Here is a 15,640-nt window from a genome sequence, read left to right as displayed (position 1 = left end):
AGAGACACTACCGACCGTCGCGACTCGCCGTGTCGGCGAAGCGAGCACCCCGCATCTGATTGACGAGTTCACGACGGCGCATCACCTTGTGATCCACCACCCGGCCGTCTTTGCGGACGGCACCTCGGCAGGCCGTTGGCGGCGCTGGCCACCATGGCACTCACCACGTACTGGCCGTGGTTCATGACGCATACCGTGGGCCCGCGTGAGCGCGAGCTGGCTTGCGCTGCGCTACCCGCATCGGTTCCGCCTGGAGGACGTCGAGCTCGACTGGGGTCACCTGGCCGAGGTCATGGCCCGCCTAATGTCCCGGCTGAACCGATTTGCCGATTGACCTCCTCACCCTCATCTCAAGGACTCACGCATGCCTGCCCGCTTGCTGTCCATTCCGGACCGCGCCCTGCATGCTCTCGAAGCTCACGAATGCGTGGCATCCACTCCGGCACCATCGACGACCCCATCTGCGACCCCTGCACCACGCCGGACGCCGAGCTCTGGCGCCCCTGCCCCACCTGCGGACAAGTCGAACGGCTGTACGCTCCTGGCCCGTGTCCCCGTTACTCACTCTCAAGCAGCGGCTCCACGAAATTCTCGCCGATGACATCGGCTCCATACCCCCAAGACTGCAGCCCATCCACGACGCCCTGGCCGGCACCGAACGGGCCGGCACCACGATGCGCTGGCTCTCCAAGCGCATCGTCTCCACCGTCCTGTCCGATCTCGGCTCCGGCCGCCGGCACCTCACCCACGAGGCCCTGGACGAACTTCCTGAAGGCGAGGTCGTCGAGCACATCCGCTGGGCGACCGCCCGCCGCCTGCTGCATGACGACACTCTGAAGTCCGAAGACCGCTTTGCGGCCTGCTGTTGCTCCTCCGCGCCAAGTGGCCCGCCGCGATCTCGCGGCTCACCGTCGACCACGTCGAGGAGACGGACGGAGCCGTCCGCATCCGCCTCGGCACCGTCCCGGTCGAGCTTCCCGCACCCGTTGCTGAACTGGCCCTCCACAGGTCGAGGTTCGCCGCAGCCATGCCGTCCTCGGCCGGACAGACTCTGCCTGGCTGTTCCCCGGAGGCCAGACCGGCCGCCCGATCAGCGCCTGGGCCATGGGCGAACGGCTCCGAGGATGACCTCGGGCTTGCCCCGAGTATCGACCACGGTCCGGACCTGCCGAGCGCCTTGCGCGTCGCGCGGACCAGACGGTGAGGGCGGCCCACGCTCTCGGGCACATCGACAGTCGGCGCCGGTGGAGACTGGGCCGCCTTCTCGGCTTCCTCGTCGACCAGCGCGAAGACGCAGTCGCCTCGCTGCCGACCGGACCAGCCCAGCTTGTGCGCCTCCGGCACGTGGCGGAGCGCGGCCGGGAGATCAGCTCGACCCCGTCGGCAGGGACACGGGCGGCTTCGTCGGCGTCTTCTTCCAGCCGTTCCTTTGCTGCCTGTACCTCGCGAGGGTGCTTGCCGTGCTTGACGTAGTAGCGGCCGTCCGCCGTGACGACTGCCACGGGTGGCCGCTGCTGCGCCACGTTCTCTTGATCAATCCGCGCTTCTCAAGCGCCGCAGCCGTATGGATGGCCTTTGGCGGAGAACCACGGTCTCAGAAGCACCGCGATCTCTCGCAGCATCGCGGCTTGCCTCTCCGGCAACGCGCACTTCACGGCCCAGGACTCGGCTCAGTGCAGGGAGGAGCGTCACGATAGGCGGCAGCGGCAGGGTGCTGCCGGGTTTCGTAGCCCGTCTGGGTGGCTGGAGCCGTGTGGGTTCGGGTGTGATCAGTCGATGTCCGGATCATCGGGCTCTTCGAGGAGGCGGGTCGCGAGGTCGTCGGCCCACTCCATGGCCCAGGTACGAAGAGCGGTGATCGTGGTCTCGTCCAGGCCGTATGCGGCGAAGGCTTCGTCGTCGGTCCATTCGGCGCCCGTGAGGTTCGCCTGCAGGTCCTCGCGCTCGAAGCGGCCGCGGGCGTGGCGGCGGCCGAACTCCTCGAGCTCGGCATTGGTCCAGCGGCGGGAGGCCGCGAACACGTCGATCAGGTCGCGGGGCGCTCCGCGGTCGGCGAGGGCGCGGACCTTGGTCCCGATCACGTCCTCCTCCGCGAGCACGGGCCCGTACGGGCTCTGGGCGACCGGCCGCCAGAAGATCTCCTTGAGGATGTCGACTTCGCATTCCTGCCCGGTGGCCGGGTCGGTCACGGTGAAGCGGGCGGACAGCGGGGCGGTCTCCAGCGCGTGTACCTTCCAGCCGCGGGCTTCCAGGCCGGCGCGGAGCGTGGCTGCGATGTCAGCCATGGGCGCCGGGTTCTCGGTGGCGACGTCGAGGTCCTGGCTGGGGCGGTTCACGAGGCGGTGGGCCCGCACGGCGTATCCGCCGGTGAGAACCAGGGGGTATGGGGAGCCGAGGGCGATCACGTCCGCCAGGAGCCGCGTGTGCAGCTCCGGCATGTCCGTCACGCGGCTGCCCGGGTGCGGGAGGCGAGCTGGGGGAAGGCGTCTTCCCATACGGCGCGCACGGTACGGCCGACGAGGGTGCGCAGCACCGGCCACAGCTGGAGGAGCAGGTCCCGGTTGAGGTAGCGGGGCAGGTCGTCGCGCAGGCCCTCGTGCAGGACGGTGCGGTACAGGCCCATGCGCTGGCGAGGCTTGCTCAGGTCGTACGAGGTCATACCCGACCAGGCCATGTGCAGTGGCAGCTCCACGATCCCCTGGGTCGGGCCGTGCAACTCGTCCAACGACTCCGGCAGACGCAGCCGGAACTTCTCCCGGTAGAGCGCGAGGTCCTCGGCGTCCGCGCCCGGGAGGTCCTTCGGCGCGGGTGCGGGGTGCTGTGAGCTGGAGGACATGAGTCCATTATGGCGGCCGAAGAAGCAGTGAGGGTCTGATGTGCGAGCTTGCGTCCGGAGTGAGCGGGAGGGCTCGTGCAGGTGAGCTGGTCGTGGCAGCCTGTTCCGCCTGAAGAGGAGGGATGGACTGTGGGTCATGACGCTCGTTTGACGCTCTGGGCGCCCGCACGCGGGACAGCGAGCCGATAAACCGGCTCTGACCTGCGAGTTTCCGAGTCTCGCCCAGACCAACATCTTTCCGATGACTCATCATGTGGAGTGCGTGGCGATTTTGGAGCCCGCCGCAATAGTCGTCGGGCAGCGGTCCCTTTCTGACATCGAACGCCATCTTCCTGACCCGGTACGCCGGACTCTTCCCGTTTCAGGTGGGACTCGGGCTTGCCGTGGCGGGTCTTCTCGGATTCACGGCGACCGTCCCTCTGGGGCGTCTGGCTGACCGAATAGGCGCACAGCCCCTGCTCGTGGCGGGTTACGGCACATTGGCCGTACTGTTCGTGTCCTACTGTTTCGTCGGAAACTTCGCGGCCTTCGTCGTCGTAGCCTCTCTCATATCCATCTGTGAGACGTCGGGAAGCCCCCACTGCGCTGATCGCGGCACGGTCGCGCCTGCTCAGGTCAAGAGCAGGTGCAAAGCGCCGTGCGGGTGTATTCAGGTTCCATGGGCGCTCGACGACTGCGCGGCAGTCACCGCCGATCACAGGAGCCGCATCAGGTTGTGCTGGCGGTACCCCTCGGGCTCATCGTGATCGTGTCGGTGGGCGACATTCTCGCTCCCCCGAAGTACACCTCGGCCCATTCCTGGCCGCTGCTCCCGCGATCACCGCATCGTTCGCAGGGCCTCGGACCACCGCCGGCATCGGGACCGGTCGCGGTTCTGGCTCAGGCCGTGGTCGCGATGGTGCGCACCAGTCTCACCGACCTCAAACACAGCTTCCAGCTCACGACGCTCGTGCTGATCTCGGTGTTCGTCACGCTGCTCGCCCACCGGCGCGAACGACACGAGAAGGAGCTGACGCAGCTGCGCTCGGTGGCGGAGGCCGCACAGCAGGTCGTGCTACGACCGCTGCCGCGCCGGATCGGCCCGCTGCGTATTGCCTCGGTCTACCTGGCCGCCGAAGCCGAGGCGCAGATCGGCGGCGACCTGTTCGCCGCGGCGCGCGCCGGGCAGGGGACCCGGTTCATCGTCGGGGACGTACGGGGCAAGGGCCTGGAGGCGATCGGGGACGCTGCCCTCCTAAACTGCGGCCACCCACCGCCCCTGCTGCTGCACAAGGGCCAGGTCACCTCGCTCGAAGTGAGCGATCCGGCCCCGCCTCTGGGGCTTGAAGAGTTCGCCGCCGCCCCCTCCGCTGCGGAGACCTTCCCTTCGAGCCCGGTTTCTGCCCGCTGGCCCAGCGTATGGGCACCGTTCCCGAAGACGATGCCCAGGGGTTCGTGCGTCATCTACAGGAAGACCTCCTCGCCTACACGCCGGGAGGTCATCTGGGCGACGACGCCGCCATGGTGGCGATCGAACGCGGACTGACGGCCAGGACCAGTGCTGTCAGCGTCGCGGGTGATTGCTGGGGGCCTCGGCCATCGGGTTCCACTCGGTGACGCCGGTGACGTCTGTCTCCCGCAGTGTCTGGAGATATGCGGGAATCCGGGCCGTCTTGACGCTGCCATGGTGGCAGGCGAGCGTCTGGGGATGCACGGCCTCGATCTTGTCCAGGGCATGATCCAGGTGAGCCCGCGAGGGGAAGATACCCACGCTGCGGTACATCTCGATCATGTAGTCGCTCTGGTCGGCGTCCGTTGTCGCGTGTCCACTGTCCGGGCCGATGAACACGTCCGAGCAGAAAACGGTGCGTGTGGTCCTGTCCCAGGGGAGCATCGACTCCCAGGTGTGCACGTACGGCGTGATCAGAAACCGCAGCCGGTGCGTGCCGAGGTCCAGCTCGCTGTCGCCGTCGACGGCCAGCGGCTCGCGGTCCGCGAGGTCGGCGTTGACGTCCGCGCCGATGGGGCTGCAGACCGGCAGTGCGTGCGGGGCCCGTTGCAGGAAGAGGTTGAGCGCCCCGGACTCGTCGCCCTCGAAGTGGGGCACCACCAGGTACCGGAGGGTCGCCGGGTCGATCAGCTCCGACACGGCCCGGTACGTCTCGTCGAAGGCGCGGCGGAACCCCGTCTCGACGAGCGTGGGGGCGTCGTCCCGGATCAGGAAGAAGCTGGTGGTGAAGTCCAGTTCCGGATGGGTCATCACGTTGATGCGGAAGATGTCCGCGGCTATCTCATCGACGGCAGCCATGACCGCCTCCCTGGCCGATCCGTTCCGACGCTCGCTGCCTTGCTCCCAGCGAACGCCCGAACCGACCGTGACGCAAGTGGTCATCCACGTCCCCGCGTAAGCAGTGCGCCCTGCACCGTGCAGGGCGCTTCCCGGGCGGTGCAGCCGTACAGCTCCTCGGCCTGCATTCGACAGGAGTGCTCCCCGGCGCCGCTAGCGTGAGCTGATGCACACTTCCGCGTCTCGCGCGTCCCTGCTGCCTGTCCTGAGGCCCCGGACCCAGGAAGGTCTCTGCGACTTCTACAAGGAACTACGCAGCACCGACGACCTCTTCTGGGACCGCCGCCTGGACGCCTGGATCGCGACCAGCCATGCCGTGGTCAGCAGCACTGCCGCTGACCCGCGGTTCTCCTCGGTGCGCTATCCCGACATCGCGGCCGTCTCCGAGGAGCTACAGCCGCTGGCCCGGGTCCTGAGCCGGCAGATGCTCTACAGCGACGCACCCGACCACCCCCGACTGCGCGCCCTGCTGAGCAGAGCCTTCACCCCCGGGCAGTGGCGACGCTCCGCGACCGGATCTCCGTGGCCGTCGAGCAGATCATCACCCGCGCGGCGCCGACCGGACGGATGGACATCGTCGCGGACCTCGCCCGGCCCCTGCCCCTGAACGTCATCTGCGACCTCATCGGTGCGCCGGAACGAGACCGACCCTCCTTGTCCTCCTGGTCCGACCAGATCGCCGCAGCCATTGGCAGCTCCCGGCTCGACGCCGACGACAGCCGTGCCGCCTCCCAGAGCATGGAACGCATGCTCGCCTCCCTCCGCGAACTCCTCACCCGCCGTGAATCCCCGCCCGCACCCCACACCCTGCGCGCACTGCTGACCACGCGGGCCGAGAGCACCGACCAGAACTTCGACGAACTCCTCGCCAACTGCGCTCTGCTCCTGATCGCCGGCCACGAGACCACCACCCACTTCATCGGCAACGCCGCCCTCGCCCTGCTACGCCACCCCCAGGCAGCCGACCAACTGCGCCGTCGGACCGACCTGATCCCCGCCGCCGTCGAGGAACTCCTGCGCTACGACAGCCCGGTGCAACTGATGCTGCGCCGGGCGCGGCACGACCTGGACCTGGCGGGCCGCACCATCGCCGCCGGGCAGGTGGTGCTCCTCGTCTGCGGCGCGGCCAACCGGGATCCGGCCGCCTTCCCCGACCCGGACGTGCTGGACTTCGAGCGGCCTGGTGGACGGCACGTCGCCTTCGGGTATGGGCCCCATTTCTGCCTCGGCGCGGCGCTGGCCCGGCTGGAGGGCACCGTCGTCCTGGAAACGCTCCTGACCCGGCTTCCCGACCTGAGGCTCGACGGCGCCGCGCCGCAGTGGCAGCGCAGCCTCAACTTCCGCGGGCTGACCCGCCTGGACGTCGCCTTCACCCCTGTCTGGAACCGGCGACGTGGGCATACGGTCCGGCACCGGTCGACGACGGTCAGTGGCTGAAATGGAGTAGTGCCCCGCCTTCAGTGAATCTGCACAGCGAATGCGCAATAGCGGCGCGGCGCGCCAGGGATCTGCACAAGGCCTGGCGCATGACGCTGCGTTGGTGCGGAGTGTTCCGTTCGAAGACGTGGTTGCGGGACCAGTCGGGCCCTGGTGTCGCGCGGTATGTGGAGAAGCTGCCCTGAAGTGTGTGCGTGCCTGCACGAATGCGCAGCCTGTTCGTTCAACTTCCTGGATGCGTATTCCGGTTGATTGGTTGCCCGGCGTGCTCCGTGCTTTGATCCTTCCCGCCGCGGGACCGTGCGATGGCCTCCGGAAATGGGTGTCGCACGCCTGCGGCCGAGGCCCGCTATCTGTCCCCAGCGGGGCCGCCCCCCTTGTGGATCGTCCATATGAAGGGAAGTTTCATCATGAACTCCGCTCCCCGGGTTGAGACCGTTGAGATCTCCGACGCCGAGCTCGACAGCGTCTCCGGCGGTATGCACCCGCACGCCAGCCTCGTCGTCGGCCCCACCGCGGTCAGCGATGCGGATGTCCTGGCCCAGGTCGACGCGGTCAAGAACGAGGTCCTGGGCTCCGCCGCCCAGTACAACCACGTCAGCGTCAGCGTCTCCCTCTGATCCGAAGCCGTAACTTCCGCCGTTGAGCCTCTCCAATCCCTTGGTGTGGTTGGGGCGTTGGCGGACACAGGCGATATGGACAGGCAAAGCTCCTGGCAGCAGCGGGTTCTTGACCGAGATCCTGCGTCTGCCAGGAGCTTCGCGTGCTTGTCCGCTCGTTGTCAGACCAGGAGACCCCGCGCCCAGGGCCTGCGCGACGGCCGCCGTCTTGGTCTGCGACCTGCGTCATGATCGATGTCCTGTTCGGTGACTTCGTGTGGTGGTGGGCTCCCGTCGGTCGGTGCCAGATGTCAGGCACATACGGCGGGCGGGTCAGATCCAGGTGGGCAGGTATGCCTCGGGGTACCGGCCGCCGAAACCGCCGTGGGGCAGGATCTCGTCGATCGCCGTGAGGTCGGCCTCGGTCAGGGTGACGTCGGCGGCGCGGGCGTTCTCCTCGACGCGGCGCGGGCTGCGGGTGCCGGGGATGGGCACGATGTGCTCGCCCCGGGTGAGCAGCCAGGCCAGGGCCAGCTGCGAGACCGTGGCACCCTTTCCGGCGGCGAGGCGGTGCCGGTGATGAAGCCGCGGCCGAGGGGGGAGTAGGGGACGAAGCCGAGGTCAGTCGCTCTCCCGGTAGTTCATGAACCAGTGGGTGTCGAAGTAGCGGGCCATGGTGAACGGGTGGTGCGGGTCGATGAGGATGCGGCAGACGAACTCCGCGGTCTGGTAGTCGAAGTGGAGCTCCTCGCCGTCGAAGGAGCGGACCATGACGGGCCAGCGGTCGGGGTCGTCGCCGTCGGCCTTCCAGCAGTACAGGTCCTCGTGCTCCGTGCCCGCCCAGATGAGCAGGCCGTCCGCCCTGAGAGCCGTCCACGGCTCCTGGTTCAGGTCCAGGTATCCGTCGAAGGCGCCCTCGCCGAACGTCTCGACCATGCGCTTGTAGTCGCTCGGCAGCGTGGTGCCCAGGCGCGACTCCACCTCCGGCCAGTCCACGTCCGGCCGCTGGGCGGGGTGTGTCCAGCCGGTGATCCGTATGAGCCGCTCCATCCAGTCGACGTCCTCGTCCGGAGCGACCGCCAAGAGTTCGGGCACCTCCCTGTGAGCGACCACCAGCACCGGCCGTACGGTCCCCTTGGCGTCCCGTGCCGTACCCGTGCCGATCCACTGATCCCCGTACGCCCACGCCCGTATCGTCACGGCCCGGTCCTCGAAGGGAACGAGGAGAGCCGCGCCCCTGGACTCGTCGAGCGTCGGATCGGTGAAGCCGTCGAGGACGAGGGTGCGCGGGGCGCCGTACCTGCTGCCGAGCAGGCCGGTCAGTTCCTGCGGGTCCAGGTCGCCGGGCAGGTACATGTAGCCATCACCCGGGCCGAGTTGGTCCAGCAGGTCGTTGACGGTCGCTTGCGTGAGGTCCATGACGGACAGTGAAGCGCACCGCACTGACAATGGACGTGCTGGGAGGACTCGCTTCCCCGAGACGGGCAGACAGGGGCGAGGATGGCCACCGTCAAGGACGTTGCCGAACGGGGGGTATGGCGCCGAGTACCGTCTCCTACGTCCTGAGCGGCTCCGGCAAGATCTCAAGAGGACACCCGGCGGACGCTTCAGGTCGCCATCGTGAGTACCGGGCGATCGACGGCAGGTTCGCCGTCGATGTCACCGACGCCGCCCGCTGCCACGACCACGACGTACTGCTTGCGGTGCTGATGGCGGTCGAGGAGCGCGATCCCCTCCCGCCCGGGGTCGGTGATCCCGTTCGGCGCGAGCGACGACTCGGCCCTGCACGACTGGGCGGACGCCGTGAGGGCGAGGAACGCCAGCCCCTTCAAGCTCCTGCTGCGCCGGATCGCGAACATCTTCGTGCCGTTGATCCCCGCCCTCATCGGATGCGGCATCATCGCCGGCCTCAACGGTCTGCTCGTCAACCTGGGCTGGCTGCCCGGGATCACCCCCGCCCTCGCCGCCATGGCCTCCGGGTTCATGGCGCTGATCGCCGTGTTCGTCGGCTACAACAGGGCGCAGGAGTTCGGTGGTACGCCGATCCTGGGCGGCGCGGTCGCCGCCATCATCGTCTACGCAGGCGTGGCCAACGTGGAGGCGTTCGGTCAGGATCTCTCCCCGGGGCAGGGCGGCGTGCTGGGTGCCCTGGGTGCGGCATGGCTCGGCGTACAGATCGAGAAGTGGTGCCGCCGCTGGGTTCCTGAGTCCATCGACGTCCTGGTCACCCCGACCCTCACCGTGCTCGTGGCCGGACTGGCCACCCTCTTCGGGCTGATGTTCGTCGCCGGTGAGGTCTCCGCGAAGATCGGCGAGGCCGCGAACTGGCTGCTCTCCCATGGTGGTGCGGGTGCCGGAGTGGTCCTCGGCGGTCTCTTCCTGCCACTGGTCATGCTGGGCCTGCACCAGGCGCTCATCCCGATCCGCACGACCCTGATCGAGCAGCAGGGCTACACCGTTCTGCTGCCGATCCTCGCGATGGCCGGCGCAGGCCAGGTCGGCGCGGCGATCGCCGTCTACCTCCGGCTGCACCGCAACACCTCCATCCGTACGACCATCAAGTCCGCCCTGTGGCCCGGGTTCCTCGGTGTCGGCGAGCCGTTATTCTACGGCGTGTCCCTGCCCCTGGGCCGTCCGTTCATCACGGCCTGCGCGGGCGGAGCGCTCGGCGGTGCGTTCGTGGGGCTCTTCAACCAGCTGGGCACCGACGTCGGTTCCACCGCGATCGGCCCGTCGGGGTGGGCGCTCTTCCCGCTGCTCGACGGAGACCGTGGGCTCGGCCAGACGGTGGCGCCGACCGGCGCCCCGGCCCGCTGACAGGGACGACAGCAGAGGAAGGGCGCCGTTCGATCCTGACGGTGCCCCACACCACCCAGGGGACGGCCCGGCTCGCGTAAGGGCCGCCCGCCGAAGTGTCAGTCGCTTGCTGGAAGGGGCCGCCCGGCGATCTCCCGGGCCTCGTCCGAGGGGACCCCCAGCATGCGCAGCATCATCTCCGCCATGGCTGTGGCCGCCGCGCCGCTGTCGGTGTCCGGTCGGGTGAGGCGCAGATCCAGCAGGGCCAGCAGGCTGCCGCCCAGTGCGGAGAGGGCGATCTCGGCGTCCGTGAAGGTGAAGCGGCCCGAGGCTGCTCCCGTCTTCAGGTCGCCCAGCGCGCGGGGCGACAGGCCGCGGTCGGAGTGGATGTGCCCGAGGCCGCGGTGGCGCAGGATCCGCATGATCTCCGGGTGCGTCTCGGCCATCCCGGCGCTGAGCCGTACACCGAACGCGACCCGCTCGGCGGGGTCGTCGACGCCTTCCAGCCGTTCGTCGATCGCCCGGCCGTACTCGTCGAGGGCGTCGAGCACCGCCTCGTCGAAGAGGGCGGTCTTGGACTCGAAGTGGTTGTAGAAGGAGCCGAAGCCGACGTCCGCCCGGTCCGCGATCGCCTGGATGCTCACGCCGGTGTCGCCGGACTCGGCCAGGATCTGCCGGGCCGCACGGATGAGTGCCTGCCGAGTCGCGGCGCGGCGGCGTTCGAACCGGTTGCTGGGCGGGGCTGACGTCGGCATGGGGCAAGTCTATCCATGACCACCAGTACTGATGGATTCATCAGAATTATTGGGTGAACCCGTTGACGGGGAACTAGTCAGAGATGATGATTTGCTCAGATAGTAGGGATGGTTGCTGATCAGGGACGCCGCGCCACCCTGCCGCACGAGCCACGGAGGGCACATGCCTGACCCCCACAGCACCCACCCCGGGCGTTCCCGCAACCCGGTGATCAAGGTGGCCGATCTGGCCTGGCTGGAGTTCGAGAAGCCGGACCTGCACCGGGCCGAGGTGTTCGCCCGCGACTTCGGCTTCGCCGTCGCCGCCCGCACCGAGCGGGAGCTGTGGCTGCGCGGCACCTTCGCCGGTACCCCCTGCATGGTGATCCGCAGGGGGCGTACCTCCCGGTTCATCGGCCCGGCGTTCCGCGCCGCCGAGCGGGCCGACCTGGACCGGCTGGCCCGCGCCACCGGCACCGCCGTACGGGACGCGAACGTGCCGGGCGGCGGGAAGGCTGTCGACCTGCTGGACCCCTCGGGGTTCCCGGTGCGGGTCGTGCACTGTGCCGAGCGGCTGCCCGCGCTGCCCGAGCAGCAGCCGCTGCTCCTCAACTTCGGCACCGAGCACCGCCGTACGAACGCCACCCAGCGTCCGCCGCGTGAGCCGTCCCGCGTTCAGCGGCTGGGGCACGTGGTGCTGGAGACACGGGTGTTCGCCCGCGCCCTGGACTGGTACCTGGACACGCTCGGCATGATCGTGTCGGACTTCCTGTTCCTGGACGGGCAGCGCGACCGGGGCCCGACGATGGCGTTCATCCGCTGCGACCTGGGAAGCGTGCCCGCCGACCACCACACGCTGGCCATGCACCTCGGTCCCGGCACCGGCTACGTCCACTCCGCCTACCAGGTCACCGACCTCGACGCGATCGCCACCGGCGGCGAGTACCTCACAGAGCGTGGCTACCGGCGCAGTTGGGGCATCGGCCGGCACCTCCAGGGCAGCCAGCTCTTCGACTACTGGCGCGACCCGGACCACTTCCTGCTGGAGCACTTCGCGGACGGCGACCTGTTCTCGTGCGACGTCGAGCCCGGCTGGGCGCCCATGTCCGCGAGCGGGCTCGCCCAGTGGGGACCGCCGGTCACGCGTGACTTCCTCGGTACGAAGCCCTCTCCCGCGAAGGTCCGCGAAGTGCTGCACGCCCTGCGCGGCGACAACGAACTCGACCCGGCGCGACTGCTGGGCCTGCTGAAAGCGATGAACTCATGAGCACCAACGTCCTGCGCACCGCCGACGGCTGGTGGGTCGTCCGCGGCGACCGCGCCACCCGTGTCGAGACCAAGGCGGCCACCACGGCCGAGCTGCTCGCCGACCGCGAAGCCGTCCGTGAGGCCGTCCGTGAAGCCGACCGTGGCGCGTCCCGTGCGGCCGCCGCGCGTGACGCGACCGGCACGCCCGTCGCCGACCTGGTGGCGCTCTCCCCGGTCACCACCCCCTGCCGTGTGGTCGCCCAGATGGTCAACTACCGCAGCCACGCCCGCGATTCGGGCTTCACCGGAGAGATCCCGCCCACCTTCTTCCGCAAGGCCTCCGGCTCGGTCAGCGGCCCGGCCGACACCGTCGTACGGCCCTCGCACGTGAAGTTCCTGGACTACGAGATCGAACTCGGCCTCGTCATGGGCGCGCCGCTGCCGCTCGGCACCGTCGTCACGGAGCAGGACCTGCCCTCGTACGTCGCCGGGCTGGTCATCACCAACGACGTCAGCGCCCGCGACGTACAGCTGACCAAGACGCAGTTCTACGAGAGCAAGTCGTACCCGACCTTCACGCCCACCGGGCCGTATCTCGCCCTGCTGGAGCCGGAGGACTTCGCCCATCTGCTGAACCTGCGGCTGAGGCTGAGTGTCAACGGCGACCTGCGCCAGGACCGCACCCTGGCCGACATGATCGTCCGTCCCGCCGAGGCGCTGACCCTGCTGGCCCGCTTCCAGACCCTCGACCCGGGCGATCTGCTCCTGACCGGCACGCCCGGCGGTACGGCGCTGAAGGCCCCGCCCAAGGCGGTGGAGAAGATCGGCGCGCTGCTGCCGCCCGCCGTGAAGTGGAAGGCGTTCTTCAACAGCCAGGCCCGCAACCCGCGCTACCTCCACACGGGCGATCTGATCACCGCCACCATCGCCACCCCGGACGGGCGGATCGACCTCGGCGAGCAGCGCACCGCCGTCGCGGACGCCGAGTAACGCGAGAGCCGAGTAACGAGAGAGCCGAGTAACGAGAGAGCCGGGTAGCGCGACAGCCGAGTAGCGCGACAGCCGAGTAACACAAGAAGCGAGCCGGACATGAAAGCACAGGCCGACCCGGGCAGCGCCGCCCGGACGGCGCCGGTGGTCATCGTCGGGGCGGGCCCGGTCGGTGTCACCGCCGCCATCCTGCTCGCCCGCCGCGGGGTGCGCAGCGTCCTGCTGGAGCGGCACCGGGACGTGTACCCGCTGCCACGCGCCGTGGCCATGGACGACGAGGTCCGCCGGATCCTCCAGGCCGTCGGCATCCACGAGGAGTTCACCGCCATCGCCCGCCCCGCGGGTGGCCTCAGGCTGCTGGACGCCCGGCACCGGGTGATGGCCGAGTTCCGGCGGGACGACCCGCACGGCTACCACGGCTTCCCCCAGACCACCCTCTTCGACCAGCCCGAACTGGAACGGTTGCTGCGCCGCGAGCTGGCCCGTCATCCCGCGTGCGAGCTGCGGGGCGGAGTGGAGGTCGTCGCCGTCGAACAGGACGTCCCCGGTGGCGGGGTGCGGGTCACGCTGCGCGACGAGGCCACGGACGTGGTGGAGCACCTGTGGGCGGACGCCGTCCTGGGCTGCGACGGCGCGGGCAGCCTCACCCGCGACGCGATCGGCGCCGTATGGGAGGACCTGCGTTTCGAGGAGACCTGGACGGTCGTCGACGTGCGCACCGATCTGCCGGTACGCGGCTGGGAAGGAGTCGACCAGGTCTGTGACCCCGCCCGGCCGGGGACCTTCATGCGGATCGGCGAGGACCGCTACCGCTGGGAGTTCCGGCTGGGCGCGGGCTCCGAGGACCTGCGGGAACTGGTGGCCCCCTGGGTGGAGCTGCCGTACGACGGCGACGGCTTCGAGGTGATACGGCAGGCGCGGTACACCTTCAGGGCACGCGTCGCCGACCGCTGGCGCCGGGGCCGGGTCTTCCTGCTCGGCGACGCCGCGCACCTGACCCCGCCGTTCATCGGGCAGGGCCTGTGTTCGGGTCTGCGGGACGCCTACAACCTCTCCTGGAAGCTCGCCCGGGTATTGGAACAGGGCGCGGACGACCGCCTCCTCGACTCCTACCAGAACGAGCGCAAGCCGCATGCCCGGCGCATGATCCGGCTCGCAATGGCGACGGGCTGGGCGATGACCGGCGGACAGGGCAGGGCCGCCGCCGTACGCCGCACCGCGCTCGGCGCGGTCTGCCGTGTCCCCGCGCTCACCGCGTACCTCACCGAGCACGGCCTCAGCCCGGCGCTGGGCCGCGGCCCCCTGGTGCACCACGGCCGCCGCCCGACGGACACCACCCTCGTCCCCCAGCCGTGGGTGACGACGGACCGTGGGCGCGCCCGCCTCGACGACGCGCTCGGCGACTCCTTCGCCCTCCTGTCCGCCGTACCGCCCGCCCCGGCCGTGCGGGCCGTCGCCCAGGCGCTCGGCGCCCGGATGGTCCGCATCGACGTCCCCGACGGCGCCACCGCCGGGGACACGGCCGTCATCGACGACGGAACCCTCGGGGCCTGGCTGCGGGCCGCCCGGGCGGACGCCGTCCTGCTGCGTCCCGACCGGGTCGTGATGAGCATCGTTCCGGCAGCCGGCGGCGGACTCACCCGTACGTCCGCCTGGGCGCCGCTGCTGTACACGTCCCGCCGCCCCGCAACCGCAACGCGTTGAGGAGCACCCCACCATGGCCGCGCCGAACCCGAAGCCCGCCCGGGCGCGGCCCTCCGTGCGCCCCGTTCCGGCCGCGATAACGCTGACGCGCGATTGTCAGTGCCGGGTGTCACGCTGGTCTCAGACTGGACCTGCGAAAGGGAATCGCCGTGATCACGACTGACCTCACTCCCGGCTCCCCTTGCTGGCTCGACCTCGGTGCCCCCGACGTCCGGGCCGCCGCGGCCTTCTACGGCGCGGTGCTCGGCTGGGAGTACGAGTCCATGGGCGAGGGAGAGGACATGGAGGGCGGGATGTTCCGGAAGGACGGCAAGACCGTCGCCGGGCTCGGCAAGCTCACCGAGGAGGGCGCGCGCTCGGCCTGGATGATCTACTACGCCGTCACCGACGCGGACGCCACGACCCAGGCCGTGGAGCGCGCGGGCGGCACGGTGCGGGTCCCGCCGAGAGACCTCGACGACTGGGGTCGGATGGCGCAGTACAGCGACCCGTTGGGGGGCCAGTTCGCGGTCTGGCAGCCGGGGAAGAACGCGGGCTTCGAACTGGCGGACGAGCCGGGGTCGCTGTCCTGGACCGAGCTGTACACGACCGACGCCGCGGGCGCGAAGGAGTTCTACGGCGGCGTCTTCGGCTGGCAGTTCAGCGACATGGAACTGCCGGGGGGCGAGGGTGCGTACACCCTCATCACCCCCGCCGGGCTTCCCGAGGAGCGCATGCAGGGCGGCCTCATGCAGCTCCCCGCGGAGAACCTCACGCTGGCGAACGGGCGGCCGTACTGGCACCCGGTCTTCCACGTCACCGACTGCGACGCCGCGGTCGCCCAGGTCACCGAGAACGGCGGCAGCGTGCAGATGGGACCGGAGGACGCCGAGGGCGTCGGTCGGCTGGCCGTCTGCGTCGACCCGTCCAACGCGGACTTCGTCGTGCTCACGCCCACCCAGAGCTGAGCGTTCTGGGCGAGGGCGACTCA

At 69.8% G+C, this 15,640-nt stretch carries 16 protein-coding genes and 2 pseudogenes; 10 read left to right on the top strand and 8 right to left on the bottom strand.

Annotated features, from left to right (window positions below):
- Window positions 1-205 precede the first annotated feature (205 nt).
- Window positions 206-334 carry a hypothetical protein gene (locus tag HJD23_RS44700; RefSeq protein ID WP_260462498.1) on the top strand — a complete coding sequence of 43 codons (129 nt, stop codon included), beginning with the start codon at window positions 206-208 and terminating at the stop codon, window positions 332-334.
- Between the two features lie 223 nt (window positions 335-557).
- Here the strand turns inward: HJD23_RS44700 and HJD23_RS09410 are convergent, their stop codons facing one another.
- From HJD23_RS09410 to HJD23_RS09400, 3 genes are all read right to left on the bottom strand, one after another.
- Entirely contained in the window at window positions 558-824 is a 267-nt protein-coding gene (locus HJD23_RS09410) for a hypothetical protein (protein WP_171108610.1), read from the bottom strand.
- 945 nt (window positions 825-1,769) lie between these two features.
- The gene (locus HJD23_RS09405; protein ID WP_171108612.1) at window positions 1,770-2,438 is read right to left on the bottom strand and encodes a nucleotidyl transferase AbiEii/AbiGii toxin family protein; all 669 of its coding nucleotides are present in this window, start codon (window positions 2,436-2,438) and stop codon (window positions 1,770-1,772) included.
- A gap of 5 nt (window positions 2,439-2,443) precedes the next feature.
- On the bottom strand, window positions 2,444-2,836 hold the full coding sequence (locus HJD23_RS09400; RefSeq protein ID WP_171108614.1) for a hypothetical protein: 393 nt from the start codon (window positions 2,834-2,836) through the stop codon (window positions 2,444-2,446).
- 625 nt (window positions 2,837-3,461) lie between these two features.
- Between HJD23_RS09400 and HJD23_RS09395 the strand changes: the two genes are divergently transcribed.
- Window positions 3,462-4,361 carry a serine/threonine-protein phosphatase gene (locus tag HJD23_RS09395; RefSeq protein ID WP_346770302.1) on the top strand — a complete coding sequence of 300 codons (900 nt, stop codon included), beginning with the start codon at window positions 3,462-3,464 and terminating at the stop codon, window positions 4,359-4,361.
- Window positions 4,362-4,379: 18 nt separating this feature from the next.
- On the opposite strand, the gene HJD23_RS09390 is transcribed toward HJD23_RS09395, so the two are convergent.
- Entirely contained in the window at window positions 4,380-5,123 is a 744-nt protein-coding gene (locus HJD23_RS09390; RefSeq protein WP_171108616.1) for a hypothetical protein, read from the bottom strand.
- Window positions 5,124-5,328: 205 nt separating this feature from the next.
- Between HJD23_RS09390 and HJD23_RS43665 the strand changes: the two genes are divergently transcribed.
- From HJD23_RS43665 to HJD23_RS09380, 3 genes are all read left to right on the top strand, one after another.
- Entirely contained in the window at window positions 5,329-5,769 is a 441-nt protein-coding gene (locus HJD23_RS43665) for a cytochrome P450 (RefSeq protein ID WP_240980672.1), read from the top strand.
- Entirely contained in the window at window positions 5,658-6,599 is a 942-nt protein-coding gene (locus HJD23_RS09385; RefSeq protein ID WP_240980671.1) for a cytochrome P450, read from the top strand. Before HJD23_RS43665 ends, HJD23_RS09385 begins: the two co-directional genes overlap by 112 nt.
- A gap of 410 nt (window positions 6,600-7,009) precedes the next feature.
- Window positions 7,010-7,219 (top strand): hypothetical protein, encoded by a 210-nt coding sequence (locus HJD23_RS09380; RefSeq protein WP_171108618.1) that lies wholly within the window; start codon window positions 7,010-7,012, stop codon window positions 7,217-7,219.
- 312 nt (window positions 7,220-7,531) lie between these two features.
- Here the strand turns inward: HJD23_RS09380 and HJD23_RS09375 are convergent.
- The 3 genes and pseudogenes from HJD23_RS09375 to HJD23_RS43660 form a co-directional block, all read right to left on the bottom strand.
- Window positions 7,532-7,818, bottom strand: a pseudogene (locus tag HJD23_RS09375) (aldo/keto reductase); the annotation flags it as partial.
- A 1-nt stretch (window position 7,819) separates the two neighbouring features.
- The gene (locus HJD23_RS09370) at window positions 7,820-8,617 is read right to left on the bottom strand and encodes an SMI1/KNR4 family protein (protein ID WP_171134006.1); all 798 of its coding nucleotides are present in this window, start codon (window positions 8,615-8,617) and stop codon (window positions 7,820-7,822) included.
- A 188-nt stretch (window positions 8,618-8,805) separates the two neighbouring features.
- The gene (locus HJD23_RS43660) at window positions 8,806-9,084 is read right to left on the bottom strand and encodes a hypothetical protein (protein ID WP_206326591.1); all 279 of its coding nucleotides are present in this window, start codon (window positions 9,082-9,084) and stop codon (window positions 8,806-8,808) included.
- Between HJD23_RS43660 and HJD23_RS09365 the strand changes: the two are divergent.
- Window positions 9,005-9,991 (top strand): annotated as a pseudogene (locus tag HJD23_RS09365) (PTS transporter subunit EIIC); the annotation flags it as partial. The gene HJD23_RS43660 and the pseudogene HJD23_RS09365 sit on opposite strands and share 80 nt — an antisense overlap.
- 122 nt (window positions 9,992-10,113) lie before the next feature.
- On the opposite strand, the gene HJD23_RS09360 reads toward HJD23_RS09365, so the two are convergent.
- Complete coding sequence (locus tag HJD23_RS09360) at window positions 10,114-10,749, bottom strand: TetR/AcrR family transcriptional regulator (RefSeq protein ID WP_171116282.1); 636 nt, start codon at window positions 10,747-10,749, stop codon at window positions 10,114-10,116.
- Window positions 10,750-10,912: 163 nt separating this feature from the next.
- On the opposite strand from HJD23_RS09360, the gene HJD23_RS09355 reads away from it, so the two are divergent.
- The 4 genes from HJD23_RS09355 (at window position 10,913) to HJD23_RS09340 (ending at window position 15,617) form a co-directional block, all read left to right on the top strand.
- Window positions 10,913-11,995 carry a VOC family protein gene (locus HJD23_RS09355; RefSeq protein WP_197972482.1) on the top strand — a complete coding sequence of 361 codons (1,083 nt, stop codon included), beginning with the start codon at window positions 10,913-10,915 and terminating at the stop codon, window positions 11,993-11,995.
- Window positions 11,992-12,966 (top strand): fumarylacetoacetate hydrolase family protein, encoded by a 975-nt coding sequence (locus tag HJD23_RS09350; protein WP_171116280.1) that lies wholly within the window; start codon window positions 11,992-11,994, stop codon window positions 12,964-12,966. Before HJD23_RS09355 ends, HJD23_RS09350 begins: the two co-directional genes overlap by 4 nt.
- Before the next feature lie 99 nt (window positions 12,967-13,065).
- Entirely contained in the window at window positions 13,066-14,670 is a 1,605-nt protein-coding gene (locus HJD23_RS09345) for a bifunctional 3-(3-hydroxy-phenyl)propionate/3-hydroxycinnamic acid hydroxylase (RefSeq protein ID WP_171116279.1), read from the top strand.
- Window positions 14,671-14,819: 149 nt separating this feature from the next.
- Window positions 14,820-15,617 carry a VOC family protein gene (locus HJD23_RS09340; protein ID WP_171116277.1) on the top strand — a complete coding sequence of 266 codons (798 nt, stop codon included), beginning with the start codon at window positions 14,820-14,822 and terminating at the stop codon, window positions 15,615-15,617.
- The last annotated feature ends 23 nt before the right edge of the window (window positions 15,618-15,640 follow it).

This window comes from Streptomyces sp. Z423-1 (assembly GCF_013009255.1).
Classification (GTDB): domain Bacteria; phylum Actinomycetota; class Actinomycetes; order Streptomycetales; family Streptomycetaceae; genus Streptomyces; species Streptomyces gossypiisoli.
Note: the sequence above shows the minus strand (reverse complement) of the source record. Positions and strands in the feature narration are given on the sequence as shown.

Excerpts from the sequence above, each read along its gene's own strand:
- HJD23_RS09410 (WP_171108610.1), bottom strand. The coding sequence starts at position 824 with ATGCAGCAGGCGGCGGGCGGTCGCCCAGCGGATGTGCTCGACGACCTC.
- HJD23_RS09405 (WP_171108612.1), bottom strand. The coding sequence starts at position 2,438 with ATGCCGGAGCTGCACACGCGGCTCCTGGCGGACGTGATCGCCCTCGGC.
- HJD23_RS09400 (WP_171108614.1), bottom strand. The coding sequence starts at position 2,836 with ATGTCCTCCAGCTCACAGCACCCCGCACCCGCGCCGAAGGACCTCCCG.
- HJD23_RS09390 (WP_171108616.1), bottom strand. The coding sequence starts at position 5,123 with ATGGCTGCCGTCGATGAGATAGCCGCGGACATCTTCCGCATCAACGTG.
- HJD23_RS43665 (WP_240980672.1), top strand. The coding sequence starts at position 5,329 with ATGCACACTTCCGCGTCTCGCGCGTCCCTGCTGCCTGTCCTGAGGCCC.
- HJD23_RS09380 (WP_171108618.1), top strand. The coding sequence starts at position 7,010 with ATGAACTCCGCTCCCCGGGTTGAGACCGTTGAGATCTCCGACGCCGAG.
- HJD23_RS09370 (WP_171134006.1), bottom strand. The coding sequence starts at position 8,617 with ATGGACCTCACGCAAGCGACCGTCAACGACCTGCTGGACCAACTCGGC.
- HJD23_RS43660 (WP_206326591.1), bottom strand. The coding sequence starts at position 9,084 with ATGAGGGCGGGGATCAACGGCACGAAGATGTTCGCGATCCGGCGCAGC.
- HJD23_RS09360 (WP_171116282.1), bottom strand. The coding sequence starts at position 10,749 with ATGCCGACGTCAGCCCCGCCCAGCAACCGGTTCGAACGCCGCCGCGCC.
- HJD23_RS09355 (WP_197972482.1), top strand. The coding sequence starts at position 10,913 with ATGCCTGACCCCCACAGCACCCACCCCGGGCGTTCCCGCAACCCGGTG.
- HJD23_RS09350 (WP_171116280.1), top strand. The coding sequence starts at position 11,992 with ATGAGCACCAACGTCCTGCGCACCGCCGACGGCTGGTGGGTCGTCCGC.
- HJD23_RS09345 (WP_171116279.1), top strand. The coding sequence starts at position 13,066 with ATGAAAGCACAGGCCGACCCGGGCAGCGCCGCCCGGACGGCGCCGGTG.